Raw genomic sequence first — 26,388 nt, forward strand, 5'->3', positions numbered from 1 at the left:
ATCAAAAACCAGCGCCCTTACGACCCCGCGTTGGCCTGACGGCCAACCGGCATGGGGGGCCCGGGATGGCGGACCTGAAGGTCCGCCCTACGGGGTCTACCGCTTGACCCGCAAGACGGTATCTACGCCTGAACCAGGCCAAAAGCGTTCTGAAACCAGTAGGGTGGACCTTCAGGTCCACCATGGCTCTTAGGGCCTGTCATAGCCACCGAGGGTCTACCATGCCTTCGGGAGGTGGACGTGAACGTCCACCCTACGGTTCGGTGGCCCTGGTTACGCCCGGAAACGGCGTTCGGCGATGCGGTCTGCGATCACCTCCGGTGGTTCACCGGTGTCACGGGCCTCGCGGAACACCTGATCGAGCGTGTCACCGATTGCAAGCACCCGCTCGCGCACCTGAGCGGCATCGTAATCGCCCCACTGAGCACCCACGTCGATGACGCCCCCGGCATTGATCACGTAATCCGGCGCATAGAGGATGCCGCGTCGGTGCAGGGCGCGGCCGTGATCCGGGCGCTGGAGCTGGTTGTTGGCGGCGCCGGCGACGATGCGGGCCTGCAACTCGGGAAGGGTGCGGTCATTGATGGCCGCCCCCATGGCACAAGGCGCGTAGACGTCCACTGGTTCGGCGTGGATGGCGTCGACATCCACCACGCGGGCACCGAAGGCCGCCCCGGCGCGTTCCACGGCTGCCGGATTGATGTCACTCACCACCAGCGTCGCGCCGGCCTCGTGCAGGTGCCCGGCCAACCGGTAGCCCACGCTGCCGAGGCCCTGGATGGCCACCCTGAGGCCGCCCAGCTCGTCCCGCTGCAAGGCGTGGCGGACTGCCGCATGGATCCCCGTGAACACACCCAGCGCCGTCGCCGGCGACGGGTCGCCGGTGAGCACTTCGCCATCCGGCCCCCGTGCGGTCATGACACCGGTGACAAATGGGGTCTCCTGCGCCAGCGTCTGCAGATCCGGCACGCTGATGCCGGAGTCCTCGGCGGTGATGTAGCACCCGGACTGCCGCTGGATGAACCGCCCCATGGCGCGCATTAGCGCCGGGGTCTTGTCGCTTGCCGGGTCGCCGATGATCACCGCCTTGCCGCCACCATGGGCCAGGCCGGCCATGGCGTTCTTGTAGGTCATGCCGCGGGAGAGCCGGAGCACGTCTGTGATCGCGGCCCCCTCCGACTCGTAGGGCCACATGCGCAGGCCACCCAGGCCCGGTCCCAATCGGGTGTTGTGCACGGCAATGATGGCGCGCAGGCCGGACTCGGGATCGTGGCCGAAGCAGACCTGCTCGTGGCCGTCGAACTCGTGGTGTTCAAAAATGCTCACGGGCGTCCGTCCCCAGTCGTACTCGGCTCCTCCACCAGTTCGCTGCGCACGCACACCGCCATGTTCCGCGGCATCACCCGTCCACCGCGCTCGAGCAGCAGGGTCTTGGTGAACGCGGCACCGAACAGCAGAATCAACGATGAGTAGTACACCCACAATAGCAACAACACCAGCGAGCCGGCCGCCCCGTAGGGCGATGCCGGTGCCGCGAGCGTGAGATAGGTGGCGATGACGTACCGCCCCACTACGAACAGCACGGCTGTCACCAGCGCGCCCGGAAGCACCTCCCGCCACCTCAGCACCACATCCGGGAGGATGCGGAAGATCATGGCGAACAGCACGGTGATCAACGCCATAGACAGGACGAACTCGGTCATGCCGACAATGCTCGCATGCACCGGCAGCCACTCCTCGGCAAAGCGGATCAGCGCCCGCAGAACCACTGTGACCAGCAGCGACACCAACATCACGAAACCGATCGCAAGCACCACCGCCAGGGACAACAGCCGGTTTTTCGCCAGGATAAGCAGCCCGCTGCGAGTGGGGCGTGCGACCACGCCCCAGATGGCATTCAGGGAGAGCTGCATCTGCGCGAACACGGTGGTGGCACCCACCAGCATGGCGGCCACGCCTATGACGGTCGGCAGCCAGCCCGCCTGCTCCAGGCGCGACGCCGCCACCGCCTGTTCCACCGCCTCGGCCGCATCGGCGCCGATGGCTCCTTCGAGCTGCCCCACGATCTGCCCCTGAGCAGCGTCCTGCCCCAGCACCACGCCAATAATGGCAATGGCGATGATCATCACCGGCGCCAGGGAGAACAGGGTGTAGAACGCCAACGCGCCCGCGTAAGCGAAGGCGTTGCGGTCCAGCCAGAGCTGGACCGTGTCCTTGAGCACCGTGAACCAGAAGCGGCCTGCAGCCAGGGGCATATCTGTTCCTCCTAAGCGGTCGCGAGTGGCCGTTCCCGCCCGGTCAACCACGCTTTGAGCCGCGCGGCCGCATCGTCGATGACCAGGTAGAGGCAGGGCACGACCACGAGCGTGAGCAGCATGCCCATGAGCAGCCCGCCGATCACCGTCAGCGCCAGGGGCTGCATGATCTCGGTCCCGGCGCCCATGCCCACGGCCAGTGGCGTCATGCCCAGCACCGTAGTCAGGGTAGTCATCAGAATCGGCCGCAGGCGCAGCCCACCGGCGGCGACGGTCGCCCGCGCAACGGACAGCCCGGCGTTTCGACGCCCCAGTTCAATGTACTCCACCAGCAGTATGGCGTTGTTCACGACGATGCCGATCAGCAGGATCATGCCGATGAGCACTGGCGCGGAGACCACTGTCCCCGTGGCCCAGAGGATCGCGGTGACGCCGATCATCGACAGCGGCGCCGCACTGATGATCACCAGCGGATTGCTAAGCCGCTCGTACTGGACCGCCAGCACGACGAACACCAGGAACACGGCCAGCAGAATCACCGTTCCCAGTTCCCTGTTGGTTTCCTGGATGGTCTCCCACTGACCGCCGTAGATCAGGCTGTAGCCTTCGGGCAAATCCAGCCCCTCAAGTCGGGCATCCACCTCCGCCATGACGCTGCCCACATCGTTGACGTCGGTGTTGATGTCGCCGCCAACCCGCACGAGCCGGTTCTGATTCTCACGTTCGATGTGCGCCGGGCTGTCGCCAATACGGAACTCGGCCACATCCCGCAGCTGGATCGGTTCGCCGTTGTGCCGGAACAGCAGCAGCTCGCCGAGGGTTTCGATGTCCTGGACCTCGTCCCGGGGCAAGCGCACGCGCACGTCGTACTCCTGGTTGCGGGTCATGAACTGGGTCGGCACCGCCCCGTCCACGGCATTGCGCACGGACTGCCCCACATCCGAGACGCGCAACCCCAGGTCCGCCGCCCGCTCCCGGTCCACCCGCACATTGAGCATGGGGCTTTCGTCTTCGCGGCTGAGCTCGACGCCTTCGAGGCCGGGGATGCCCTCCAGCCGCGAGGTAATTTCCCGCGCCGCGGCGCCCATGGTCTCCAGATCCTCTCCCATGACTCCGATCATCAGATCGTCACCGCGCGTGGCGAACCGCAGCCCGTCAATGCGCGGCGGCCGCACGCTGATGCGGGCACCGGGGATGTCCAGCGCCTCCAGCCGTTGCTGTGCGTCCTCCACCCACCGGCCGGCGGGCATGTCCGGCCGCTCTCCGGCCGGCGCCAGCTGCACCCGGCTGCGTGCCGTGGATGGCCGCTCGTTGATGATGCCACCGCTGAAGTGGCCGCCAACGATGGTGAACATACTCTCCACGTGCGGCATCGCCTGGATTTCCTCCTCCACCAGGCGCTTGGCGGCGTCGGTGTCCCGGGGCGACGTGCCGGGCGGCAGGAACAGGCGCACGTTGACGTTGCCGTCATCCACCTGCGGCAGGAACTCGTTGCCCAGGTCGGTGAAGACCGGCACGGCTGCGGCCATGGCCACAGCCGCGCTGGCGATGACGCCCCAACGCCAGCGCAGGATACACGGCATCACGCGGCGGTAGCCCCCACGGGTGCGATCCATGAGCCAGTTAAAGCCCCGGAACGGGGCTGTGTCGCCCAGATGGCTACGGAACCGGACGCCGCCAAGCACCGCCGCCAGCATGGGAACCAGCGTGACCGCGGCGGCCAGCGTGGCGACGATGGCGAAGGAGATGGTGAGGATCAGCTCCCGGAAGATTAGCGACGCCACGCCGGTGATCAACAGGAACGGCAGCACCGCCGCCAGGTTGGTGGCCGTGCCGGCGGTGATGGCGGAAATCACCTCCCGGGAGCCGTCGTGGGCGGCATCCCTGGCGGATTTGCCCAATTTGTCCCGATGGCGGGAGATGTTCTCCAGCATGACGATGGCGTTGTCCAGCAGCAGGCCGACACCCAGGGCCAGCCCGCCCAGACTCATGATGTTCAGGGTCAGCCCGCCCGCGCCCATCATGGCGAACGTGGCCATGATGGCGATGGGGATGGACAGCCCGATCACGAACGCCTTGCGCAGGCTGCCGAGGAAGAACAGCACCATCAGCATCGCCAGGGTACCGCCGAGCACTGCCGCGGTGGCGACGCCGGTGACGGCGCCACGAACGAAGAACGCCGGGTCGCGCGTGGTCTGGAAGCGAATATCCTCCGGCACGAAGCCCGAGCGCTCCAGGCCGGCCATGGTGTCGTTGAGGCTGTCGACCACCTCCACGGTATTGGCCGCAGGCAGCTTGAATGCGGACACCTGGGCGGCGGACACGCCATTCAGGCGGGCGAGCACGCGCTGCTCCTGGAAGCCGTCGCGCACCTCCGCCACATCGGTGATGGGCACATGCTGGGCATTGTTGCCCGGCATGGGCAGGAGCACATTGCGGATGTCGTCCACGGACGTGAACAGCCCGTCCGTTTTCGCCATCACGTCGAAGGAGTCGGAGGTGACCCAACCGGCGGCGATGTCGGCGTTCTCGCGCGCCAGAGCATCCAGCAGATCATCGAACCCCATCCCGTAGGAGCGCAGGCGCGCCTGGTCGGCGATCACCTCCATCTCGCGCACCATGCCGCCGGCGGCCTCCACCCCCGAGACGCCGTGGATGGCGATCAACTGGGGCACGAGCTGGTTGTCCACCCAGTCCCGCACCGCCGCCTCGGAGCGCACACTGGAACTGAACCCGGCCTGCCAGACCGCGTCCTGGGAGGCGTCGAACTTGTACAGCCGCGGAGGCTCGATGTCGGGCGGCAGCTGGGTGCGGGCCAGCTCCAGATGGCGCGAGGCATCCTGCAGCGCCACGTCCAGGTTGGTGCCGAACTCGAAGAACAGGTTGACGTTGGTGCGCCCCTGGGAGGCGCGGCTGTCGATGGTGACCAGATTCTCGGTGGCGGCGAGCTCGCGCTCGAGCACGCGTGTGACCTGCTCCTCCATGACTTCCGGCGCCACGCCCGGGTAGTTCACGGTCACCCGGATCTGCGGGTACTCCACATGGGGCAGCAGATCCACCGGCAGTCGATCGAGAAAGAACAGCCCCAGAACGAACACCACCGACGCCAGCGCCAGCGTGCCGATGGGCCTGCGGATGGCGGCATTGGCCGGACTTCTACGGTGCCGGGTGATGCGTTCCATGGCGTACTACCTGTTCGTGGCGGCGGGTCAGTCCCGCCAGGTGACGATGCGCACGGCGTCACCGTCCTGCAGATCGCCGGGGTTGCTGGCGAGCACCACGTCGCCCGGCTCCAGCCCGTCGCGGATCTTCGTCCACTCGCCGCGGGAGATGCCGGGTTCCACCGCCCGCTCCACCAGGCGCTCGTCCTCGATGACGAACACGAACCGCCGCCCGTCCCGGTCACTAATGGCATCGGCCGGCACGACCAGCACGTCATCGCGCCGGTCAATTGCCATGCGCATCCGCCCCAGGAACCCGGGCCGCACACCGTCAGCGGCGGCATCCGCGGGCAGCGACACCTCGACGGTGACCAGCCGGCTGTCATGGGACGCCATGGGAAAGACTCTGCGCACTTCGCCGGTAAACTCACGCCCCGGCATGGCGTCCAGCCGGATGGGGACGGACATGCCGGCGCTGAGATGCACGACATCCCGCTCGGACACGCCCGGTCGCATGACCAGTTCGTCCATCACCGCCAGTTCGAACAGGGTCTGCCGGGCATCCACCGCCTCGCCCGGCTCCACGTAGCGCGCGGTAACCACGGCGTCACGGGGCGCCTCGACCCGCCCGAACGCCACGCGACTCTCCCACAGTCGGCGCTCGCTCTCCGCCACCAGCACGGCCGCCTCGTCGCGCTGCAGCTGCGCCGCGCTGGCAACGCCCTGCTCGTTGAGTTCGCGGGTACGTTCGTACTGGCTGCGGACATCCCGTTCCTGGGCCCGGGCGCGGGCCAGTTCCGCCTGCTCTTCGGAAACGTCCAGCCGTGCCATCACGTCGCCCGCCTCAACCCGATCACCGACTTCCGGGCCGACCTCTTCCAACGTTCCGTTCGCCCGGCTGGCCAGCCGGATCTGCACCCGCGGCTGCACGGTGGCCGACACGGACAGTCGGCGCGACAGGTCGCGCGGCTCCATCTCCACCGCGGCCACGGGTGTACGCTGCTGCTCCTCGGATTCGGCCTGCTGCGGCGCGTCGTCACACGCCGCCAGCACCATCGCCGCCAGGATGACCAGACAGAGCGGAATGGTGCGGGTCGCGATGCCCGGTCCCGGCATGGTTGGCTGCCCCCCTCTAACGCTCTGAATGCCCGCCATTCAGACGCGTCTGGCCCTTGGTCACCGGGACGGCAGACAGGTTCACTGCTCGCCGAGCAAACGGGTCGCCTCGACCGGCGTCAGCTCCAGCCCGGCGAGTTCCGCGAGATCGTTGGTCCGGATCATGGACTGGATCTCCTCGACGTACGCCGCGCCCCGCTCCGAATAACGTTCGAGCCCCGTCGCCAGACGCATGCCGGAGAGTCCGCCACCGTCGGCCCGGGCCTGCTCCCGAACGTCCCGGAGGCCGCTGTAGGCGTCACCCACGTTGATGGTATAGAGATAATTGCGCACCGAGGCTCGCAGGTTCGGGAACACGCGCACAAAATGCGTCGCCCCCGCGGCGCGTCGCTCCGGCACGATGCCGCGGTTCTCATGCCACGTCCACACGCCGAAGAGGTTGTTCGCCTCCCGGGTGAACCGCGACTGGCCCCACCCACTCTCGTTGGCCGCCTGGGCCAGGGCCATGTCGGTCGGTACCACATCCACGCGGCGCAGCAACTCCTCCCGGAAGGCAGCGCTGTTGGGATCTCCATCCACGCGGAAGCGCTCCGCCAGCGTCTGCAGCAGCCTTGCCTCGCGGGAATCCGGTGCCACTTCACCCTCGGCGAAGATCATCTGGATCCGCTCGCGCGTGGCCAGCATGATCTGGTTCTCCGCGACCACCAGCGGCAACAGTGAGCGGAAGAACAGCGACTTGCGTTCGTCCACGGTGAGGTCGCCCAGTGGCGGGAATGCACGCACCGACACCGCGGGCACGGTGGATCCCGGCGGCCATTCGTAATCAACGGCGGCGAAGGCCTCCCCCAGCTCGTCGGCCGAGCCGGCGCGAAGCTCCACCAGCGGCGGCAGTACATCCTGACGCTCATCGTAGGTGATGTCCGCCGGCAGCTCGGGGATCTCCTCGGGCAGTTCCTCATCGCGCTCCAGCAACCCGGCCGGCGGCGGGGTCTCGTCGCTCTGCAGCAACGACCAGCCAGCCAGTACCAACAGCACCGCCAGCCCAACCATGCCCGCCAGAACCCAGCGCCGGTGCTCGGTCACGCGCTCCAACCACCCGGAACCTTGTTGTGTCACCTCAATCCTCCCGCGGCATCGGCCGCCTGGTCATTTCCCCTGCGTGCCCGGCCGGGCACTCAGTGTGATGGTCACCTGCCGGCGCTCACCGTTCCGCAATACGGTCACCGTGGCCTCGTCGTCCGGCTGCGTTGCTTCGAGGCTCGCGAACAGCTCGGCGACGCTTGTGGTGGGCTCGCCGTTGACGGCGACGATCACGTCGCCGCCCATGGGCACACGGTGCGGCCCGTGACGCACCTGGCGCCGACTGTCACCGCCGCGCAGGCCAGCTGCCTCCGCCTCGCTTCCGGGTTGAACATGCGTCACCAGAATGCCCTGGCGGACGGGCAGCCCGCCGGCTGACGCCAGCGACGGGGTCAACGCCAGCCCGCGCACATCGATCCAGCCCCGGGTCACGCGCCCCTCGCGGAGAATCTGCCCGACCACGCGGTCCACGGCGTTCACCGGCACCGCCAGGCCGATGCCGACGCTGCCCGGCCCGGGGGAGACCATCATGGTGTTCACGGCAATCACCCGCCCGCGCGAATCCAGCAGCGGACCGCCCGAGTTGCCGGGGTTGATGGCCGCGTCGGTCTGAACGAGATCCCGCATGATGAATCCCGAGCCCGTCTGCACGGGGCGGTTCAGTGCCGAGACCACACCAGTGGTCAGCGTCCCTTCTAGCCCGAACGGGTTCCCCAGCGCGTACACGCTCTGACCGACCTGCAGCTCGTCACTCCTGCCCCGGGGCAGTGTCGTCAGCTCGCGGCCCTGGGGGTCGAACCGCAGCACCGCCAGGTCCAGCTCCGGATCCGTGCCCACCACCTCGGCGCGGTAGAGACTGCCGTCGTAGAGCGTCACGATCAGGCGCTGACCGCGCTCGACCACGTGGTGGTTGGTGACCACCGTCCCGCGCTGATCGATGATGAACCCGCTACCGGTACCGGAATCCGGGAACGGCCGGCCGAACCGCGTGCGATAGGCGCTCAGCGTGGTGATGTTGACCACGCCACGGATCCGGTCGCGGTAGACGCTGACGGTATTGATCTCGTCGTCCTGCAGCCCATCGGCACGCAGCGGTGGCTGCGGACGCTCCTGCGGTACGCCTTCTGTGAACGGAAACGGCACGCGATCCAGCAGCTCCGGCGCCGGCCGGGGCGGCTCGGTGGTGGCGCAGCCCGCAACAGCGAGCACGCAAGCCGCAACAAGCAGCGCGCGGCAGGCGGATGATGGAAAAACCATACGGGGTGGCCCTTGGCCGACGGTCCACTCAGGGTCACGAACCTGGCGCCGCATTGCAACTCCCGGTGACGCTCCCGCCGCCCCACTCCGTTACAATCACGGATAACGGCACACCCACTGAACAGGAGCACGCCATGGCCGCGGACACCCCGACCGGCGATCTCATGCTGCGCACCCTGGCCATGCCGGCGGACACCAACCCGTCGGGCGACATCTTCGGCGGCTGGCTGCTGTCACAGATGGACGTGGGCGGCAGCCTGCTTGCCGCCGAGTACTCGCGGGGCCGGGTCGCCACGGTGGCGGTGGAATCCATGAAGTTCCACCTGCCCGTGTACGTGGGCGACGTGCTGTGCTGCTACGCCAGCATGCACCGCGTCGGCCGCACCTCCATGACCGTGGATGTGCAGGCCTGGGTCCTGCGCGCCGGTGACCAGCAGCGTGAACGCCTGCTGGTCACCGAAGGCCTGTTCACATACGTGGCCCTTGACGCCGACGGCCGGCCGCGCCCGGTCAAGGACTGATCCGTGACAGTCACCATCGACGCCATCCGCGAAGCGGCCGGGAAGCTCGAAGGCAGCATCCAGTGCACCCGCTGCGACCGCTCCCGCACTCTCTCGGCCATGCTTGGCGCGGAGCTGTACCTGAAGTTCGAGAACCACCAGTTCACCGCGGCGTTCAAGGAACGCGGCGCGCTGAATCGCCTGCTGGCACTTTCGCCGGAGGAAAGGGCGCGGGGCGTCATTGCCATGTCCGCGGGCAACCACGCCCAGGCACTGGCCTACCACGCCAGCCGGCTCGGGATCGGCGCAACCATCGTCATGCCCCGGCACACGCCGAACATGAAAGTCGCCAACACGCGCCGTTTCGGCGCCGACGTGCGGCTGGAAGGTGACGGCGTCGCCGAGGCCGGCGCCTTCGCCGAGCGCCTCGCCGCCGAACGCGGTCATGTGTTCGTCCACCCCTATGACGACGACCACGTCATTGCCGGCCAGGGCACCATTGCGCTGGAAATGCTGGCGGCCGTACCGGACCTGGATACCCTGGTGGTGCCCATCGGCGGCGGCGGCCTTATCGGTGGCATGGCCGTCGCCGCCCGCGCGATCAAGCCGGACATCGAAATCATCGGCGTGCAGAGCAGCCGCTTTCCGGCCATGAAACAGGCCATCGCCGGCGATCCCGTGTCCACGGGGCCGGCGACCATTGCCGAAGGCATCGCCGTGAAGGTGCCCGGCCAGCGCACCCTGCCCCTGATCCGCGACTTGGTCTCCGACATCCTGCTGGTGGAAGAAGCGCACCTGGAGCAGGCCATTCTCCTGCTCCTGGAGATCGAGAAGACGGTGGTGGAGGGCGCGGGCGCCGCCGGCCTCGCCGCGATCCTGGCGCACCCGGAGCGATTCCGCGACCGGCGCGTGGGCACCGTGCTGTGCGGGGGCAACATCGACCTGCTGCCCCTGTCATCGGTAATCCAGCGCGGCCTCGTGCGCACCGACCGTGTGGTGCGGGTGCGCGTGGGCGTGCCGGATGTACCCGGCGCCCTGGCGGACCTGACGCGGGTGCTGGCCGACCACAACGCCGGCATCATCCAGATCGCGCATCAGCGCCAGTTCACCGATCTACCCCTGCGAGCGGTGGAGGTGGAGACCACCCTGGAGACCCTGGGTGCCGATCACACCCGGGAGCTGATCCAGGCATTGCGCGACCACGGCTACGACCCCGTGCTGCCCGACCGGGCGGATCACCCTGACATGCACCCGGACGAACGGCGCAGTACGCCATGAGGCGGCGCCGACACGGTCGGCGACTGGCAAGTCTGGCCGCCGTTCTCGCCATCTTCACGGCAATTTTCGCCAGCAACGTCCCCACGCCGCTGTACGCGGTGTGGCAGGTGCATTGGGGCTTCACGTCCACGGCGCTGACGGCGGTGTTTGCGGTGTACGTGGTGGGCGTCATCGCCATGCTGCCCACCATCGGCGCCCTGTCGGACCTGGCCGGCCGCCGCGAAGTGCTGGTGCCCGGCCTGCTCTGCATCGCGGCGGCAAGCATCGTGTTCGCCGTGGCCGCCGACATCTACTGGCTCGGCGCCGGCCGCCTGCTCACCGGCGTGGGCACCGGGATCGTCACCGGCACCGCCACGGCGGCCCTGGTGGAGCTGGATCCCGACAACAACTGGGTGCGCGCGGCGGCCATCTCGGCGCTCACCTTCACGGCCGGTGCCACGGCCGGGCCGCTGTTCAGCTCCGCCCTGCTGCACCTGGATCTCTGGCCGCTGGTCACGCCGTTCATGGTGGTGGGCTGCCTGGCACTGACCACGGCCGTCCTTCTCGTATCCGTACGCTGGCCCCGGCGAATCGGCCGCAAGCGGCCCGGCTTTCGCCTGCGGGACTGGCGGCCCACGCGTCTGTCCGTGCCCCGCCCCATTCTCGGCAGCTTTCTGTTCGCCGGTGCCGCCATGTGCCTGTCCTGGTCGGCGGGCAGCCTGTACGCGTCCCTGGGGCCATCGCTGGCGACCGAGCTGGTGGCTATCGACAATCGCGCGCTGGCGGGGCTTTATGCCGCCGCGTTCCAGCTCGTGGCCGGCATCGGTCAGTTCGCTGCCCGGCGTCAGGAGCCGCGGCAGACGCTGCTGTTCGGCCCCATTCTCCTGGCGGCCGGCATGACCATCTGCGTCACCGGCATCGTGCTGGTCTCGCCGCTGGTCTTCGCGCTCGGCACGGTCACCACGGCGTTCGGGGCCGGCGTCACGGCCATCGGCGCGGTGGCAACGGTCAGTCGCGAGGCACCGGCGGAACGCCGGGGCGAGATCGTTTCCAGCTTCTACGTGCTGGCCTACCTGACCATGGCCTCGGTGGTGCTTGGGGTGGGCTCTGCCAGTGACTGGATCGGCCTGCGGCAGACCATGGTCGGCCTGGGTGGTCTCACCCTGCTGGCGGCGGGTATGGTGATCGCAGTGGGGCTGCGCAGCGGCCGCGCCGGCGTCCGCCGGCCCTCGCAGCCCGCCGCCGACAGGAACAACTCACGACAACCCGAGGCATGACACCATGCAATACCTGCACACCATGGTCCGGATCAGCGATATCGACGACTCCCTCGATTTCTACTGCAACAAACTCGGCATGGTGGAAATCAGCCGCAGGGAGGTGAAAGCCGGCCGCTTCACGCTGATCTTCCTGGCGGCGCCGGAGGACGCGGAACGGGCCCGGGAGGACAAGGCGCCCATGATCGAGCTGACCTGGAACTGGGATCCGGAAGAGCTGGACGGCGGCCGCAACTTCGGCCACCTGGCCTATCGGGTCCAGGACATCTACGCTCTGTGCCGGTCGCTCATGGACGCCGGCGTCACCATCAACCGCCCGCCCCGCGACGGCCGCATGGCGTTCGTGCGCTCGCCGGACGGGGTCTCCATCGAGCTGCTGCAAAAGGGCGACCCGCTGCCGGAGCAGGAGCCGTGGAAGTCCATGGAGAACGTCGGGACCTGGTAGCCCCATGGGCGTTACGGATTGGCCGGGCGGGTATGCCGGAACGGGTGGGCGCCGGACCTGAAGGTCCGGCCTACGCCCGAATAACCCGAATAACCCGAATAACCGGGACATCCGGGCATTCGTAGGGTGGACCTTCAGGTCCACCGAACCATCACACGACGATCCACCCCACGGTCGCGTTACTGCGTCGGGTCGTCGCCTACCTGCACCAACAACTTGCCGAAATTCTTGCCGGTGAGCAGCCCCTGGAACGCCGACACGGCGTTCTCCAGCCCCTGCACCACGTCGTTGCGGTACTTGATCTCACCGCTCTTCACCAACGGCGCGACGGTCTTGAAGAACTCGCCGCGGCGCTCCGCGTGGTCGAACTGGATGAAGCCGCGCACGGTCAGCCGCTTGGTCAGGATGTGACGCATGAAACCCGAGAGTTTGTCCGGGCCTTCCGGCGCGCTGGTCTCGTTGTAGTGGGCGATCAGGCCGCACACGGGGATGCGTGCGAACTCGTTGAGCAGCGGCAGCACCGCCGCCTGCACCTTGCCGCCCACGTTCTCCCAGTAGATGTCGACACCGTCCGGGCACGCCGCCGCCAGATCCTGCTCGAAGGTCGGGGAGCGGTGATCGACACAGGCGTCAAACCCCATGGATTCGGTAACAAACCGGCACTTGTCCGGCCCGCCGGCAACCCCCACGGCCCGGCAGCCCCAGTGCTGGGCGAGCTGGCCGACCACCTGCCCCACGGCGCCGCTGGCGGCAGAGACGACCACCGTCTCGCCTTTCTGCGGCCGGCCGTGCTCCACCGTGCCCACATAGGCAGTAAAGCCGGGCATGCCGAGTACGCCCACGGCAGTGCTGATCGGCGCATCGTCCGGGTTGAGGCGTTTCAGCCCTTTGGGATTGACGGCGGCATAGGCCTGCCAGCCGGTGTGCGCCAGGGCCAGATCGCCGGCCTGCCAGTCCGGGCTGCGCGATTCCACCACTTCGCAGACCGTGCCGCCCTCCATGACGCCGCCCACTTCCACGGACTGCGCATAGGACTTGGCGGCACTCATGCGCCCGCGCATGTACGGGTCCAGGGACAGGTAAATGGTACGCAGCAGGACCTGGCCGTCGGCCGGTTCGGGCATGGGCGCCGACTCCAGCTTCAGGTGCGACTCGTCGGGCATGCCTTCCGGGCGTGCGGCCAGCACAATGCGTTGATTCTCTGCCATTGGTGTCGTTCTCCCCCTTGGTATTCGATAAAGCCTTGGATCGGGTCACTGAGCATAGCAGCAATGCGCCACCGCACGAGAGACGCGCGCCGCTGCCACCCTTGATCTGCGTCAACGGACCTCCCGGGCGGTCGTGGTCTACTGCCCGGCATGGCGCGTTAGCAATCGACCGGCCGTCGGGCCGCCGGAGGACTCCATGAACGCCTGCATTCAGGACATCATCGTGCCGGTGGACGGCTCGGATCATGCCGGCGCCGCCGTGCGTTACGCTTCCCGCATGGCGCGCACGCTGGATGCCGACATCCATCTCGTGCACGCCTTCCCGGGTTCCATTCAGCACGTGATGGAAACCCTCGGCCGCAGCCCGGGAGACGCCAGCGCCGAGCGGCTCACCGCGGAAGCCTTCGAGACCCTGCGCAATGGCAGCGCCCGCCGCGCATTCCAGCACGCCCGCGAGTACCTGGGGGCTGCCGACAACGTCACCGAGCACGTCCTCGACGGCAAGCCGCCGTCTGCCATCGCGGCTTTCGTGGGCGACGGCCACGACGTCCAGGTGGTCATGGGCCGCCGCGGGCTTGGCCGTGTGCAGGAGCTGTTGCTCGGCAGCGTGAGCGAGCGTGTCATCCAGAGCGTCCGGCAGCCGGTGACCGTGGTCACGGCCGGTCGGGAATCGGTGGAGGCCCGCGACGGCGGGCCCGTCCCCTTTGTCGTGCCGGTGGACGGCTCCCGTCCGTCCGGCAAGGCAGCAGAATACGCGGCCCGACTCGCCGCACGCAGTGGCGCCGCCATTCACCTGCTGCACGCCTTCCCGGGGCTAATGGGCATCGACCCCAGTCACAACGCCATGATCTCCACGACGGGGACAGACGCAGTATCACGCCGCACGCTCAGCCAGATGGCGCGGCAGAGCGCCGAGGATGCGTTCAGGACCGCCCGCGATGCCATGGGCGACGCCCTGGACGCGGACACGGATGTGGTCCACGTTCGTCGCCACGACAACCCGGCGCGGGCCATCAATCAGTATGTGCGGGACCTGGGCCCGGCCGAGGTGGTCTTGGGCCGGCGCGGCCTCAATCGCATCGAGTCCCTGCTGGGAAGCGTGAGCCAGCGCGTCATTCACGGCGCAGCCTGTCCGGTTACCGTGCTCGGGTGAGAACTGGTTGATTGAATCGTTGATCGCTTCCGGTCAAGCTTCAGGCTCCATATCCGAAGCTGATCCGCGAGCACCGCTTCAGTGCGGGTACTGACGCAGGATACCGACACCGCAACGACGCGCCTTGCCCGCCTCACCCACTGGCTGCGCGCGGTGCATACAGCCGCCTACCTGGATGCCAAGGGCGTCTACCTGGGGCGGTTCTCCGTTGTCGCAACCTTTATCGCGGCGCTCTTCGTGATCAGCAACCTGGCCTGGGACTACGCCATCGACCCGGGCAACATGGGCAGCGTCGCCTGGATTCGACTGTTCCAGACCGCTTCAGTGATCCTGCTGGGCGCGATCATGCTGGCCAATCCGGCCCACAATGCGCACAGCAGCCTGAAACGAGACGCCGAGACAGACACTCTCACCGGCATCCCCAATCGCCGCTGCTTCCTTCGCGTGGGCGAACACCTGGTGGAGCGGGCGGCGCTCGAACGCAGGCCAATGAGCGTGATCTTCATCGACGTGGACCACTTCAAGGCGATCAACGACGACTATGGACACATCTGCGGCGACCATCTGCTTCGACAGATCGCGGCTCGCATCGAACGATGCACCCGCATCGAGGATCTGGCCACCCGATTCGGCGGCGAAGAGTTCGCCATCATCCTACCAGGCGCGGACGCGGCAACGGCACGGATGCTGGCAGAGAAGATCTGTGAGCAAGTCGCGGAGAGGCCGTTCCAGGGGCCGAACGGCACCGATCATGCCATCCCCGTTACCGTGAGTGTCGGTCTGGCATCGGCAGCTCCCGCTATGGAGGCCGTCACCCTCCAGGAACTGACCAGGCGCGCCGACGACGCGGCGTACCGCGCAAAGCGCGCCGGCCGCCACCGGGTGGAGATCCACCAGGGCTGAGCGGACGCGCAGCCGATACTCCGGGCCAGTACCTGATGACTCCTGGCTCCACTGGCCATCCGCCTGCCCCGCCCGAAAACCCGCCAGCGCGGCATCGCAACACGTTGCTTTCAAAAGCAATCCTGTTTGACATCCATAAGAACCTGGCATTAAATGACGAATGAGTCATGTCTCATGTAATGCGACTGACTTCGACAAAAACACCAAAGCGCCGACGCAGACGCGTTCGATTGCCTGACCGGCGCACAATGAGGAGAAGAACAATGACGATAAGGACAAATCCGACCAGTTCCTGGCGCCTGTTCACCTTCGCCGCCCCTCTGGCGGCCCTGGTGCTACTCTTCTCGCCGTTCGACCGTGCCATTGCCATCGACTGCGGCCCAGGCTTTGAAAGCTTGCCCGGCTGCAGCGACTCCGGCAGTGACGAGGGGGGCTCCAGCGGTGGTGACGCAGCAGAGGGCGCCTGGAGCGAAGAGACCATCGCCGGCATGAACGTACAGATCTACATGCCCGATTCCGAGCCCGTGCTCGGCGACGAACGCGCACTGATGGTCAACCTGCACGGCTGCACCCAGACAAACACCGACCTGATGAACGCCGGCAACTGGGAGGCCACGGCCGATGAGTTCGGCATGGTCGTGGTCCTGCCCAATGCCCCTGGCGGCGGCGTGCTGCTCGGCTGCTGGGACTACTACGACAGCAACCACACGCGCACCAACCGCCACAACGGTAACCTGCTGGACCTTGTGGGCGAGATGCTCGACCGCAACGACATGACGGTAGACCCCGATCAGGTCTACATCAGCGGGCTGTCCTCCGGTGGCTCGCAAGCCATGGTGATGGGCTGCCTGGCACCGGACGTCTTTGCCGGCTTCGGCAACAATGCGGGCCCGACGGTGGGCACTGGTTCCGGGGATATCGGCTTCGTCTCCACCAGCGAGGCCCAGGGCCGCAACACCTGTGAAGACTTCGCCGGCAACAACACCTCCGAGTTCGACACGCAGATCGCTTCCGTGATCTACGGCGACAATGACGACATCGTTGCCCCGGGCTACAACCCGCTGAACGCCGACATCATGGCCAGCATCTACGGCGCCGATGCCACTTCGCCCTTCAGCCTGGACGACCTGCGCGGCAACAATACCAGCGGCTCCGGCACCCTGTTCGAGGATGCCGACGGGCCGCGGGTGTCACTGATCCAGAACACCGGGATGGGGCATAACTGGCCGGCCGGTGCCGGCAACGGTGGCAGCTACATCACCAGCAACAGCATCGATTACCCCCATTACCTCACCACCTACCTCTTCGCCAACAATCGCCGTATTGATGATGCGCCGGACGATCCCGGTAACGGCGACGATGGCAACGGGGATGATGGTAACGGTGACGACGGCAACGGCGATGATGACAACGGCTTTGCCTGCACCGAGACCACCAGCAGCACCTATGACCACGTCGAGGCCGGCCGTGCCTACCAGTCCGGTGGCACCGCCTACGCCCAGGGCTCCGATGACAACCTCGGCCTGTGGAATCTCTTCAATGAGGCGACGCTGGCGGAAACCGACGAGGGGTACTTCGAAGAGGGCACTTGCCCGTAAGCTCTGACCCTCGATCAGATTGGCTCGCGCCCGGTGCGGATCCCGGCGATGCCGCTCCGGGCGATTACATTTCAGGAGCTGACCCGGTGCGCCGGCCGCAGCCGGGCGGAGATCCACCAGGGCTGGGCGAACGCGCGCAGATCAATCGCTCGTGTCCACCGGCGTGTCATCCCGGCCGCCCCACTCCGTCCAGGAGCCGTCGTAGACGGCCACATCGTCCCGGCCCAACCGGTGCAGGGCAAACGCCAGCGCACAGGCGGTCACACCACTGCCGCAGCTACACACCACCGGTTTGTCGTCAGTGCCCGAAAACAGCTCGGCGAGCGTGTCCGTGTCGTGCATGCGCCCGGTGGCGGGGTCCACCAGACGATCGGCCGGCAGGTTGCGCGCCCCCGGGACATGCCCACCGCGAACCCCTGGGCGGGGCTCAGGATCACGTCCCGCAAACCGCCCCTCTGGCCTGGCATCCAGCATGACCGCCTCACCGGAGCCGAGGTTGCGCTGCACGTCTTCAAGGCGCCACACGTGATCCGGCTGGAACCGCGCCTTGAACGCCCGCGGCTCGACGGGCACATCCCCGGCCTCCAGCGGCTGGCCAGCCCGCACCCATGCCGGCAGGCCGCCATCGAGAATGGACACCTGCTCGTGGCCGAAGACCCGGAACATCCACCAGGCCCGGGCTGCCGAGAACAGCCCTCGCGTGTCGTACACCACCACCTGGCTGTCGTTGCTGATGCCGAGCGCACCAACGGCACGGGCGAAGTCCGCCGCTGCCGGCAGCGTGTGCGGGAGTTCGGCGTCCGGGTCCACGATCCGGTCGATATCGAAGAATACCGCGCCCGGAATATGCCCCTGCCCAAACTCTGCCACTGCATCACGTTTGGCGCTCGGCAGATGCCAGCTTGCATCAATCACGCAGACGCGCGCATCGCTCAGGTGGCGGGCCAGCCAGTCCACGCTTACCAGCGCGGAGAAATCGTCGGCGCCCATGGTTAGTTCCTCCATGCTCCTCCACTTACAGCTTATCACCTGGCCGACCATCATTCCTGCGGGGCTCCACCACGCCAACATCGCCAGACTCCCGCCTGACCACGACGCGTGGTCGGCAATCCTGCGGCAGAGCCGGCGCCTCTGATGACAGATGTCGGAATCTTTTACGCTCTCCGGCAAGAACCGGCGGAAAGGTCCCGATTTCAGTAAAGAAAGCTTTACACTCACATTGGTTCAGCTGTCCCACAACCCGGTCGTGGCACCCACCAAAATCGCCCCTACCGCCGCCATGCGCGCCTTTGAATTCACAACCAATTCGAATGGCTTGGCACTTGCATGGAGCGGTGTGCCAAATTCAAGAATAATCGGGTGTTTAGATGAGTAAAGCAAGAAAATGGGCAGCGCCTTTCGTATTCACGACCGTACTCTCCTTTCCTGGGGTCTTCCTGGCTGACACTGCCTCGGCAGCACGTATTGATGTGGGCGATTCAGCCACGGGACTGAATTGCATTCCTTTCGGCTGTGATCTGGCACACCAGACCCAGTACATCTACGGATCGGACCTCTTCGCCGATACGGTGAATATCGATGCCTTCGGGTTCTGGTCGGTTGCAGGGCAAGGCAACCTCGTCAGCGGGTCTTTCGACATCCGCTTCTCGGTCACAGACGCAGATCCCGCTGATACAAATCTGCCGTTGGAGGACAATTTTGGAGAAGTCGAGCACCACTTCACGCACCTGACACTGGATGGCGGCTCCGATCACCCGTTCAGCATCAGTGGGGAGAGCTTCCAGTACGACCCTGGTGACGGCAACCTGCTGATCGACATCCGGGCAGATGGCGACATCATCCACGAAGGCAGCTGGGCCAACTTCGCCGCAACGGCCCACGACGAGAGCACCGAGGGCATGTGGCGAGGCCGTACCAGGAGCGAGGATGACCCAGGGGTGCCGAGTGCGAACTGGGGCATGACAACGAGTTTCTGGGACCTGGCCCAGGACGATCCTGTCGCTATCCCCAACCCGAACAGCCTGGCACTGCTGATGGTGGGCCTGCTCAGCCTTTACGCAATGAACCTGAGGCCACGGGCATCCGGACGCAAGGGAAACTCTGAGTAATCCCCAAGGCACCGGCGGATTCTTCGTAAGGGTCACCGCCTGGCTCCAGGAGCGTGGCTTGGTCCAGAATCGTGATTGCCCGGCGGCACACATCAGCGGGCGCCGCCGGGCACAACGAGGCGGCTTTATGCCTCGGCTTTGCGCGAAGCGTTCCAACTACGATACGACGCGACAGAAGATACGCACCCCCCGTCCTCAAAGGGAGGAGCCCAGCCACTGCTCAGCCAGGTCTTCGGCAGTCATGGGGCGTGCAAAGAAATAGCCCTGAACCGCGTCAATACCGATCCTTCGAACCCACTCGTGCTCCTGCTGCGTCTCTATGCCTTCGGCAACCACCTTGCTGCCCAACGCCTGTCCAAGCGATTGAATCGACTGGAGAACAGCCCTGTTGTCCTGATGTTCGGGGAGGCCCTGAATGAACTCGCGGGCAACCTTGATCCAGTCTGCGGGCAGACGCCGGAGGTAAGCGAGGGAGCAGTAACCGGTACCGAAGTCGTCGATCGCAAGACTTACGCCTAAGCCACGCAACCGTATCAACGCCGCCTCACGATCTTTGTCGTCACCAACGAAGACGGATTCCGTTAGCTCGAATACCAGGTGTCCGGACGTGAGTTCGTATTCGGCGAGCAGGTCTCGCACGCTATGCACAAAGGCCGGGTCGTCCAGTTGCACGGCCGATATGTTCACGGTCACGGGCGGCGGATTCAGCCCGGCGGCCCGCCATCCATGGATTTCCCGACACACGGTTTCCAGCATCCACACGCCTATCTGGTTGATGCTGCCTCCCTCCTCGGCGGCCGGAATGAACTCCCGGGGCGAGACCTCTCCGAGGTGGGGGTGGCTCCACCGCAGAAGTGCTTCCGCCGCAACCAGCTGTTGCCCGTGAACATCGAACAGTGGTTGAAGCAATACGCGCAACTCGCCCCGGGTACCTGCCCCCGGGAGCGACTCGAGCAGTCGGAACTTGCGGTACGCGCGCTCGGACATGACCGGCGTATAATATGCGGTCTGACCACCACCTTTCGTCTTCGCCTGGTACATCGCAGTGTCAGCCGCCTGAATAAGATCATCAGCCGTCTGGCCGGCATGCGGACAGGTCGCGATGCCCATGCTGATGGATGCATCGAACTGATAGCCGGACACAACGCTGGGCGTTGCCAGCGCGTCATGGAGCTGATCCGCAAGCGCCAGCAAGCGGGCCTCATCGGAGACGTTCGGAATCAGGATCGCGAACTCGTCCCCGCCGTAACGGGCGACCACATTCCTGTCATCCAGGACAGCGCGAATCCTCGCACCGATTCTCTCCAGAATCTCATCACCAACACGGTGCCCAAGGGCGTCATTGATGGCCTTGAAGTTGTCCAGATCCAGGAAAAGTACGGCGAGGGGTCGCGGCGCATCGCCCGCATGTGCAGTCTTGAGCATTTCTTCGAGGCTCTCGTGGAACCACACCCGATTATTCAGCCCAGTTAACTGATCCCTGTATGCAAGGTCCTGAAGCCGGCGCTCCATGCCGACCCGATCGGTGATATCCCGGCCGGTTGCCACGAAGCACTCGACCGCACCGTCCCGCGATATCACGGGGGCAATGGTTTCTTCCGTGTAGATGGGCGATCCATCCTTGCGGCGGTTCTTGAAAACACCCGTCTGTGCGACACCAGTATCCGCGCTTTGACGCAGCACACTATCGAAGGCGCCTGCATGCTCGGCGGATGACAAGAGCTCACCAGGGCGCTCCCCTATCGCCTCCTCAGAGTCATAGCCCGTAATTCGCTTGAACGCCTCATTGACGTAAACAATCTGACCGCTGGTGCTCACAATCCACACCATGTCGGCAGTCTGCTCCAGAGCGCGAGCCTGCTGGCGCAGAGTCGCCTCCATTCTCTTGCGGCCACTCAGGTCACGAGCGATCGTCGAGAACCGCTGCACCGTTCCACCATTCCCATGATGGGCAATCACCACTTGATCCACCGGGATCTCTTCACCCAAGTGATTGCGCAAGGCCATTTCACCACGCCACATCCCGAATTCAGCTGCCTGAGGGAACGCCTGCTGAAAGAGCCGCGTTGCGGACCATTCGGGGTGCGACGCGCCGATATCAACCTCTGCCGCGTCCAGGTCCTCGGGAATGCCCAGAATGTTCCTCCCGGCAGCGTTCAGGTAGGTAACCCTTGCGTCTTGATCGGCCATGGCAACCAGATCAGGCGTACTCTCCAGAATCTCCAGTAGCCGTGCGATAGCCTGCTGTTGTTCGTGCTGACTGGCTATGTCTTCGATTACCGCCGCAAACAGTGGCTCCGGCTCCGTGGGCAGCCGCACGATGGCAGCCTGGACGATGATCTCCCGGCCCGTTCGGTGCCGGGCGCGTATTGCGGTACGTTCCCGCATCCAGCGAGCGCGCTGCCCGCTGGATACAAAGGCGTCAAGGTGCACCTTGTGCTGCTGGACCATGTCGTCGGGAATGAGCCAGTCCAGCGGAGCCCCCTTAAGCTCAGAGCTCTCGTAACCGAAAAGCCTTTCCGCGGCGCGGTTGAACAAACGAATGTGCTGAGTCGTGTCGATTGCCACGACCGCATGCGGAGTGGTCCTCCAAAGCAGCCGGGCAAGCTCGTTTTCGGTATCTTCCTCTGCGCTTGACATGACATCTCCGTCGAGTCCGAACGCCAACGCAGCAAGGCGGTTAAGGGTTCAGGACCATGATGAGAACCGGCGAACCAGGCCGGATGCGTCCCGTATCTCCGCGGCGAGCCGGTCCATGCTCTCGCGTGCCGCGGTGCACGATTCACAGAGTTCACCGGCAAGAACGTCAATGTTGCTCATGTTGCGATTGACTTCCTCGGCTGTGCTGCTCTGTTCCTCGGTGGCAGTCTTTATCTGCTTCGTGGCGTCCTGGAGCATAGCGACTTTCGCGTCGATACTTCCGAGTACGTCGTGCGCCCGTTCAGCGTCGTATTCGGTTTGCTGTGCCCTTTCAGTGCTGTGCTGCATAGACTCAACTGCTTCCCCTGCCGCCTGCTGCAGCGACTCGATAATCCCTTGCACTTCCTTGGTCGACGCTGCCGTACTATTGGCAAGGTCACGGACTTCATCGGCCACAACCGCGAACCCCCGCCCCGCATCGCCTGCCCGTGCCGCCTCGATCGCGGCGTTCAGCGCGAGCAGGTTGGTCTTCTCGGTTATCTGCTGGATGAGGGCCAGGGCGCCGCTGATGCGCTCCGTTTCACTGGCAAGCCGACTGACAACACTCGATGACGCCTCAATGTGGAGTTTGAGTTCGTGAAGAGATTCCTTGGTGTTATCCATGGCCTCCCGGCCCTGTGAGGCGGCATCGCGAGCATCACCGACAGTGCCCAGACCCTGTGACGAGCCACAGGCGACTTCGTGGACGGATTGAGCCATCTCCTCCATGGCGCCCGCGACCTGCTGCGTTTCGCTGGTTTGGTATTCTGCCTTCTGGCTTCCTTCATCAATGGCTCGCAACGCACTAGCCGCGGTGCTTTGTACCTTCAGCGTCGTGTCCAGAATGCGCTTGGTGATCGCCTGCACCTCAGTACGTCGACGCGTCAGGGCGACGTGAACTCGTGCATTCTCATCGTGACGACCGCAGTAAACGGCCTCAGCCAACGGGTCATCGACGACTTGCCGAGCCGCTCTCTCCAGATTTCGAAGCGGATTGAAAGCCCACCAGAGGCCTGCAAGGAATATCGTCGTACTCGCTGCCGCCACGAACACGACTGAACCTGCCGGTTGTGAATAGGCAGCAAGCGTAACCATGGGCGCACATCCGGCTAAGCATGTGGCAGCAACACGGCCCATGACCCCGGGACACCGCGCACGGCGCGTGACGTTGCTTACTCGGCCGCTCTCGGGTTCCGCACGTTTCAACTTCTCATAAAGCGCTGCTGCCCGCTCAACATCCTCCTCATCGGGCTTCTGGCGGATCGACTGGCACTCCTGGAGATTGCCATCGGCATCAAAGATGGGTGTCACATACGCATGAACCCAATAATGATCACCACTCTTGCAGCGATTCTTTACAATGCCCATCCAGGATTGACCTTTTTGCAGGGTCATCCAGAGTTCGAGAAACGCCTGCCTTGGCATATCCGGATGTCTAATTATATTATGCGGCTGACCTATTAATTCTTCCCTTTCGAATCCACTTATTTTGACAAACTCATCATTTACATGAGTGATTCTGCCATTGGAATCGGTTGTAGAGAGGATATTAGCATCCCTTTCTACATCGACTCGTTCTTGTGTGACTGGCTCATTATTGCGCATACAACCGCCCTCTTCTTTGAAAAGAAAGGAGTTGGGCATATCTGTCGCACGAGGCCTTCTGAGGCGGAAGACGCTTTTTTTCTAAAACCTCTTATAAAGGATTACATGCGTTTCTGGAACAAGTATTTTTCGCACCCATTACCATGGCTTGCATTATCGAAACGGAAGAACCCTTACTTGGAGGCTCCAGGATCAGACATGCGGCGCAGATGCCAGGGCGACATGGTCCTGACTCACTGAGGCCATCCAGGGAGGGCCCCACGTCGGTGACCCTGCTCCCCTTGAGGGCGGAGCGCACCACTGGCAAGCACAGCTCATCCTGGTTCGGCCACAGGCACTCTGTGACTATGTCACTGACGCCCCCCACTGCACCTGGCGCAGGATGTCGCGGTATAGTGCGCCGGGCCGAGCGGTCCGGCGCTTTGCGTGGTGATACTGGGAGTTGCCAAGCGTCATGACCGATCCATCGCAAGCGCGCTGCGCCACGCTGCCTCTTCCGCTGTTTGCCGCGGTCATGGGGTTGAGCGGTCTCGGGCTGGTCTGGCAGGCCGCCGGGGAACACTGGGGGTTGCCTGCGCCGATCGCCGGGGCTGTTGGTCTGGTGTCGGCGACGGTGTTCGTCCTGTTACTGGCAGGTTACGCCTGCAAGGCGGTCATCGCACCACGTGCCGTGCTGGAAGAGATCCGCCACCCTGTTCGCATCAACTTTCTGCCGGCGATCTCCATCTCGCTGATCCTTCTCGGTCTGCAGGCCCAGAGCACGACGCCCTCCGTCAGCCTCTGGTTGTGGGGGAGCGGGGCGGCACTGCACCTCATCCTGACGGTAGGCATCGTGACCCGCTGGCTCGGCGGCGAGCAGCCCGCGGCCGCCCTGAACCCGGCCTGGTTCATACCGGCCGTGGGTAATGTCCTGGTACCCCTGGCGGCGGCACCCGCGGGCTATGCCCAGCTGGGCTGGTTCTTCTTCGCCGCCGGCATACTGTTCTGGGTGGTCCTCGGTGTCATGGTATTCCATCGGCTGATCACCGGCCCGGCACTGGAGCCGCCCATGCGCCCGACGCTGGCCGTGCTTCTGGCACCCCCCAGTGTGGCCTTTCTGGCCTGGCACGCACTTACCGGTGACGTGGGGACAGCCGGTACGCTGCTGTTCTACGTGGCCGTAATGACGGCACTGCTGGTTGTTGCGCAGCTTCCGGCATTTGCACGCTTGCCCTTCTTCCCCTCCTGGTGGGCGTATACGTTCCCGGCGGCGGCATTCACGGTGGCGGTTTTTCATTATAGTGACGCCACCGGGGCCAACGTGGACATGCTCCTGGGGCTGTTGACCGGGGCCGTGACCATTCTGCTTCTGGGCGTGAGCGCGCTGACACTCCGCGCCCTGTACCGGGGCAACCTGAACCACTGAGACGCCTGCAACCGGAGGCCTGTACCGTGAAACGCAATGTGGAACTGGCCATCATCGGTGGCGGCACTGCCGGGCTCAGCGCCCTGAAAGAGGCTGGCCGCAGCACGCGGGACACGGTCCTGATCGACCCTGGCCCTCTGGGAACCACCTGTGCGCGGGTCGGCTGCATGCCGTCCAAGGCACTCCTGCACGCGGCGCGCGACGTGGCCGCCGCCCGGGAGGCCATTGACCGCGAGCACCTGGTCGACACCGCCATCGAGGTAGACGTACCGGCGGTGATGGCCCACGTCCAGACCCTCCGGGACCGATTCGCCGCAGTTCCCGCTGCCAGCGTACGCAAACTGGGCGAACGCTACATTGCCGGACAGCCACGTTTTCTGGATGCGCAGACGCTGGACGTCAACGGCGAGCACATTCAGGCGCGGCATATCATTGTGGCCACCGGCACCCGGCCGCTGATCCCGACGGCTTGGGCGCCCGTTTCGGACCGAATCCTCACCTCGGACACCCTCTTCGACCAAGCGGACCTGCCCGGACGCATCGCCGTGATCGGGCTCGGGCCCATCGGCCTGGAACTCGGGCAGGCCCTCGGCATGCTTGGTCTGGACGTGCATGCCTTCGGCCACGGCGCGCGTCTGGGCGGACTCCAGCGGAGGACAAGCAACACCGTGGCCAAGGCAGCGCTGAATCGGCACATGGCAATCCATACCGGCACCGACGTCGTTCTGCAGCGCACCGATGAGGGCGTCTGCGTGCATTGGGGCGAGGGACAGACGCTGACGGTAGACCGTGTCCTCGCCGCCGTGGGACGGCAGCCGAACGTGGAAGGGCTGGGACTCGAAGCCCTGGACGTTCCGCTCGACCGGCGAGGACTGCCGGAGATTGACCCCAGGACGCTGCGGGTGGCCGATCTGCCGGTATTCTTCGCCGGGGATGTCCATGGTCTGCGTCCGCTCATGCACGAAGCCGCTGACGAGGGCGTTATCGCCGCACGGCAGGCCCTGCAGGGAACCCAACCGCAGGAACGGCGCACGCCGCTGGCCATTGTGTTCACGGAACCGGGTTTTGCGCGCGTGGGTGTTCCGGTAGCAGACCTACCGTCGGACGCGGTCTCGGCATCGTTCAACATGGCGGAGCAGGGGCGGGCAATACTGATGAATCGGCCCGAGGGTGTGCTGCATGTAGATGCAGACGCCAGCGGTCGCCTGTTGGGTGCCGAGTTGGTGGCGCCGGAGGCGGAGCACCTGGGACACGCACTCGCATGGCTGATTCAGCAGCGTGTCACCGTGGACGAGGCGCTGCAGCTCCCCTTCTACCATCCGGTTCTGGAGGAAGGTCTGCGCTCGGTGCTGCAGGCACTGCGGCGCCAATAGCCGTTATA

Annotated in this window: 20 protein-coding genes; 10 read left to right on the forward strand and 10 right to left on the reverse strand. The window is 65.5% G+C overall.

Annotated features, from left to right (window positions below; translation table 11 throughout):
• Positions 1-273: 273 nt before the first annotated feature.
• From ACNSTU_RS15935 to ACNSTU_RS15960, 6 genes are all read right to left on the reverse strand, one after another.
• On the reverse strand, positions 274-1,326 hold the full coding sequence (locus ACNSTU_RS15935) for a Glu/Leu/Phe/Val dehydrogenase dimerization domain-containing protein (RefSeq protein ID WP_290633416.1): 1,053 nt from the start codon (positions 1,324-1,326) through the stop codon (positions 274-276).
• The gene (locus ACNSTU_RS15940; RefSeq protein ID WP_290633418.1) at positions 1,323-2,255 is read right to left on the reverse strand and encodes a YihY/virulence factor BrkB family protein; all 933 of its coding nucleotides are present in this window, start codon (positions 2,253-2,255) and stop codon (positions 1,323-1,325) included. The genes ACNSTU_RS15935 and ACNSTU_RS15940 overlap by 4 nt, the downstream gene beginning before the upstream one ends.
• 11 nt (positions 2,256-2,266) lie before the next feature.
• Positions 2,267-5,437: an efflux RND transporter permease subunit gene (locus ACNSTU_RS15945; protein WP_290633420.1), complete on the reverse strand. Its 3,171-nt coding sequence runs from the start codon at positions 5,435-5,437 to the stop codon at positions 2,267-2,269.
• A gap of 27 nt (positions 5,438-5,464) precedes the next feature.
• Positions 5,465-6,532: an efflux RND transporter periplasmic adaptor subunit gene (locus tag ACNSTU_RS15950; RefSeq protein ID WP_290633422.1), complete on the reverse strand. Its 1,068-nt coding sequence runs from the start codon at positions 6,530-6,532 to the stop codon at positions 5,465-5,467.
• Positions 6,533-6,613: 81 nt separating this feature from the next.
• Entirely contained in the window at positions 6,614-7,648 is a 1,035-nt protein-coding gene (locus ACNSTU_RS15955; protein ID WP_290633424.1) for a glucosaminidase domain-containing protein, read from the reverse strand.
• 30 nt (positions 7,649-7,678) lie between these two features.
• On the reverse strand, positions 7,679-8,869 hold the full coding sequence (locus ACNSTU_RS15960; protein ID WP_290633426.1) for a S1C family serine protease: 1,191 nt from the start codon (positions 8,867-8,869) through the stop codon (positions 7,679-7,681).
• Between the two features lie 134 nt (positions 8,870-9,003).
• Here ACNSTU_RS15960 and ACNSTU_RS15965 point away from each other — a divergent pair, with 134 nt between their 5' ends.
• From ACNSTU_RS15965 to ACNSTU_RS15980, 4 genes are read left to right on the forward strand one after another with little or no spacing between them, the layout of a single operon-like run.
• Positions 9,004-9,390 carry an acyl-CoA thioesterase gene (locus ACNSTU_RS15965; RefSeq protein WP_290633428.1) on the forward strand — a complete coding sequence of 129 codons (387 nt, stop codon included), beginning with the start codon at positions 9,004-9,006 and terminating at the stop codon, positions 9,388-9,390.
• Between the two features lie 3 nt (positions 9,391-9,393).
• A complete protein-coding gene (locus ACNSTU_RS15970; protein ID WP_290633430.1) occupies positions 9,394-10,647 on the forward strand; it encodes a threonine ammonia-lyase in 1,254 nt (417 codons plus the stop codon).
• On the forward strand, positions 10,644-11,903 hold the full coding sequence (locus ACNSTU_RS15975) for an MFS transporter (protein WP_290637885.1): 1,260 nt from the start codon (positions 10,644-10,646) through the stop codon (positions 11,901-11,903). The genes ACNSTU_RS15970 and ACNSTU_RS15975 overlap by 4 nt, the downstream gene beginning before the upstream one ends.
• A gap of 4 nt (positions 11,904-11,907) precedes the next feature.
• Positions 11,908-12,348, forward strand: coding sequence for a VOC family protein (locus tag ACNSTU_RS15980; protein WP_290633435.1), 441 nt, complete (start codon positions 11,908-11,910; stop codon positions 12,346-12,348).
• A 179-nt stretch (positions 12,349-12,527) separates the two neighbouring features.
• Here the strand turns inward: ACNSTU_RS15980 and ACNSTU_RS15985 are convergent, their stop codons facing one another.
• Complete coding sequence (locus ACNSTU_RS15985) at positions 12,528-13,556, reverse strand: NADP-dependent oxidoreductase (RefSeq protein ID WP_290637883.1); 1,029 nt, start codon at positions 13,554-13,556, stop codon at positions 12,528-12,530.
• A 196-nt stretch (positions 13,557-13,752) separates the two neighbouring features.
• On the opposite strand from ACNSTU_RS15985, the gene ACNSTU_RS15990 reads away from it, so the two are divergent.
• From ACNSTU_RS15990 to ACNSTU_RS16000, 3 genes are all read left to right on the forward strand, one after another.
• On the forward strand, positions 13,753-14,709 hold the full coding sequence (locus tag ACNSTU_RS15990; RefSeq protein ID WP_290630872.1) for a universal stress protein: 957 nt from the start codon (positions 13,753-13,755) through the stop codon (positions 14,707-14,709).
• Positions 14,710-14,790: 81 nt separating this feature from the next.
• Positions 14,791-15,612: a GGDEF domain-containing protein gene (locus tag ACNSTU_RS15995; RefSeq protein WP_290630874.1), complete on the forward strand. Its 822-nt coding sequence runs from the start codon at positions 14,791-14,793 to the stop codon at positions 15,610-15,612.
• Positions 15,613-15,875: 263 nt separating this feature from the next.
• Positions 15,876-17,210, forward strand: a complete 1,335-nt coding sequence (locus ACNSTU_RS16000) for a PHB depolymerase family esterase (protein WP_418212662.1) — start codon at positions 15,876-15,878, stop codon at positions 17,208-17,210.
• A 141-nt stretch (positions 17,211-17,351) separates the two neighbouring features.
• Here the strand turns inward: ACNSTU_RS16000 and sseA are convergent, their stop codons facing one another.
• Positions 17,352-18,215: a 3-mercaptopyruvate sulfurtransferase gene (gene sseA, locus ACNSTU_RS16005; protein ID WP_418212663.1), complete on the reverse strand. Its 864-nt coding sequence runs from the start codon at positions 18,213-18,215 to the stop codon at positions 17,352-17,354.
• Positions 18,216-18,577: 362 nt separating this feature from the next.
• On the opposite strand from sseA, the gene ACNSTU_RS16010 reads away from it, so the two are divergent.
• Positions 18,578-19,318 (forward strand): hypothetical protein, encoded by a 741-nt coding sequence (locus tag ACNSTU_RS16010; protein ID WP_418212664.1) that lies wholly within the window; start codon positions 18,578-18,580, stop codon positions 19,316-19,318.
• 195 nt (positions 19,319-19,513) lie between these two features.
• On the opposite strand, the gene ACNSTU_RS16015 is transcribed toward ACNSTU_RS16010, so the two are convergent.
• Complete coding sequence (locus ACNSTU_RS16015) at positions 19,514-21,958, reverse strand: EAL and GGDEF domain-containing protein (RefSeq protein WP_290631511.1); 2,445 nt, start codon at positions 21,956-21,958, stop codon at positions 19,514-19,516.
• Between the two features lie 48 nt (positions 21,959-22,006).
• Complete coding sequence (locus ACNSTU_RS16020) at positions 22,007-23,602, reverse strand: methyl-accepting chemotaxis protein (protein WP_290631509.1); 1,596 nt, start codon at positions 23,600-23,602, stop codon at positions 22,007-22,009.
• 454 nt (positions 23,603-24,056) lie between these two features.
• On the opposite strand from ACNSTU_RS16020, the gene ACNSTU_RS16025 reads away from it, so the two are divergent.
• A complete protein-coding gene (locus tag ACNSTU_RS16025) occupies positions 24,057-25,007 on the forward strand; it encodes an SLAC1 anion channel family protein (protein ID WP_290631507.1) in 951 nt (316 codons plus the stop codon).
• Positions 25,008-25,033: 26 nt separating this feature from the next.
• Positions 25,034-26,380: a dihydrolipoyl dehydrogenase gene (locus tag ACNSTU_RS16030; protein WP_290631505.1), complete on the forward strand. Its 1,347-nt coding sequence runs from the start codon at positions 25,034-25,036 to the stop codon at positions 26,378-26,380.
• Positions 26,381-26,388 lie beyond the last annotated feature (8 nt).

Origin of the sequence: Aquisalimonas sp. APHAB1-3 (genome assembly GCF_048323695.1) — a bacterium.
GTDB lineage: Bacteria > Pseudomonadota > Gammaproteobacteria > Nitrococcales > Aquisalimonadaceae > Aquisalimonas.

Coding starts and splice junctions, on each gene's coding strand:
- ACNSTU_RS15980 (WP_290633435.1), top strand. CDS start 11,908: ATGCAATACCTGCACACCATGGTCCGGATCAGCGATATCGACGACTCC.
- ACNSTU_RS15975 (WP_290637885.1), top strand. CDS start 10,644: ATGAGGCGGCGCCGACACGGTCGGCGACTGGCAAGTCTGGCCGCCGTT.
- ACNSTU_RS15945 (WP_290633420.1), bottom strand. CDS start 5,437: ATGGAACGCATCACCCGGCACCGTAGAAGTCCGGCCAATGCCGCCATC.
- ACNSTU_RS16015 (WP_290631511.1), bottom strand. CDS start 21,958: ATGTCAAGCGCAGAGGAAGATACCGAAAACGAGCTTGCCCGGCTGCTT.
- ACNSTU_RS15965 (WP_290633428.1), top strand. CDS start 9,004: ATGGCCGCGGACACCCCGACCGGCGATCTCATGCTGCGCACCCTGGCC.
- ACNSTU_RS15960 (WP_290633426.1), bottom strand. CDS start 8,869: ATGGTTTTTCCATCATCCGCCTGCCGCGCGCTGCTTGTTGCGGCTTGC.
- ACNSTU_RS15985 (WP_290637883.1), bottom strand. CDS start 13,556: ATGGCAGAGAATCAACGCATTGTGCTGGCCGCACGCCCGGAAGGCATG.
- ACNSTU_RS15990 (WP_290630872.1), top strand. CDS start 13,753: ATGAACGCCTGCATTCAGGACATCATCGTGCCGGTGGACGGCTCGGAT.
- ACNSTU_RS16020 (WP_290631509.1), bottom strand. CDS start 23,602: ATGCGCAATAATGAGCCAGTCACACAAGAACGAGTCGATGTAGAAAGG.
- ACNSTU_RS15950 (WP_290633422.1), bottom strand. CDS start 6,532: ATGCCGGGACCGGGCATCGCGACCCGCACCATTCCGCTCTGTCTGGTC.
- ACNSTU_RS15940 (WP_290633418.1), bottom strand. CDS start 2,255: ATGCCCCTGGCTGCAGGCCGCTTCTGGTTCACGGTGCTCAAGGACACG.
- ACNSTU_RS16010 (WP_418212664.1), top strand. CDS start 18,578: ATGAGTAAAGCAAGAAAATGGGCAGCGCCTTTCGTATTCACGACCGTA.
- ACNSTU_RS16000 (WP_418212662.1), top strand. CDS start 15,876: ATGACGATAAGGACAAATCCGACCAGTTCCTGGCGCCTGTTCACCTTC.
- ACNSTU_RS16025 (WP_290631507.1), top strand. CDS start 24,057: ATGACCGATCCATCGCAAGCGCGCTGCGCCACGCTGCCTCTTCCGCTG.
- sseA (WP_418212663.1), bottom strand. CDS start 18,215: ATGGAGGAACTAACCATGGGCGCCGACGATTTCTCCGCGCTGGTAAGC.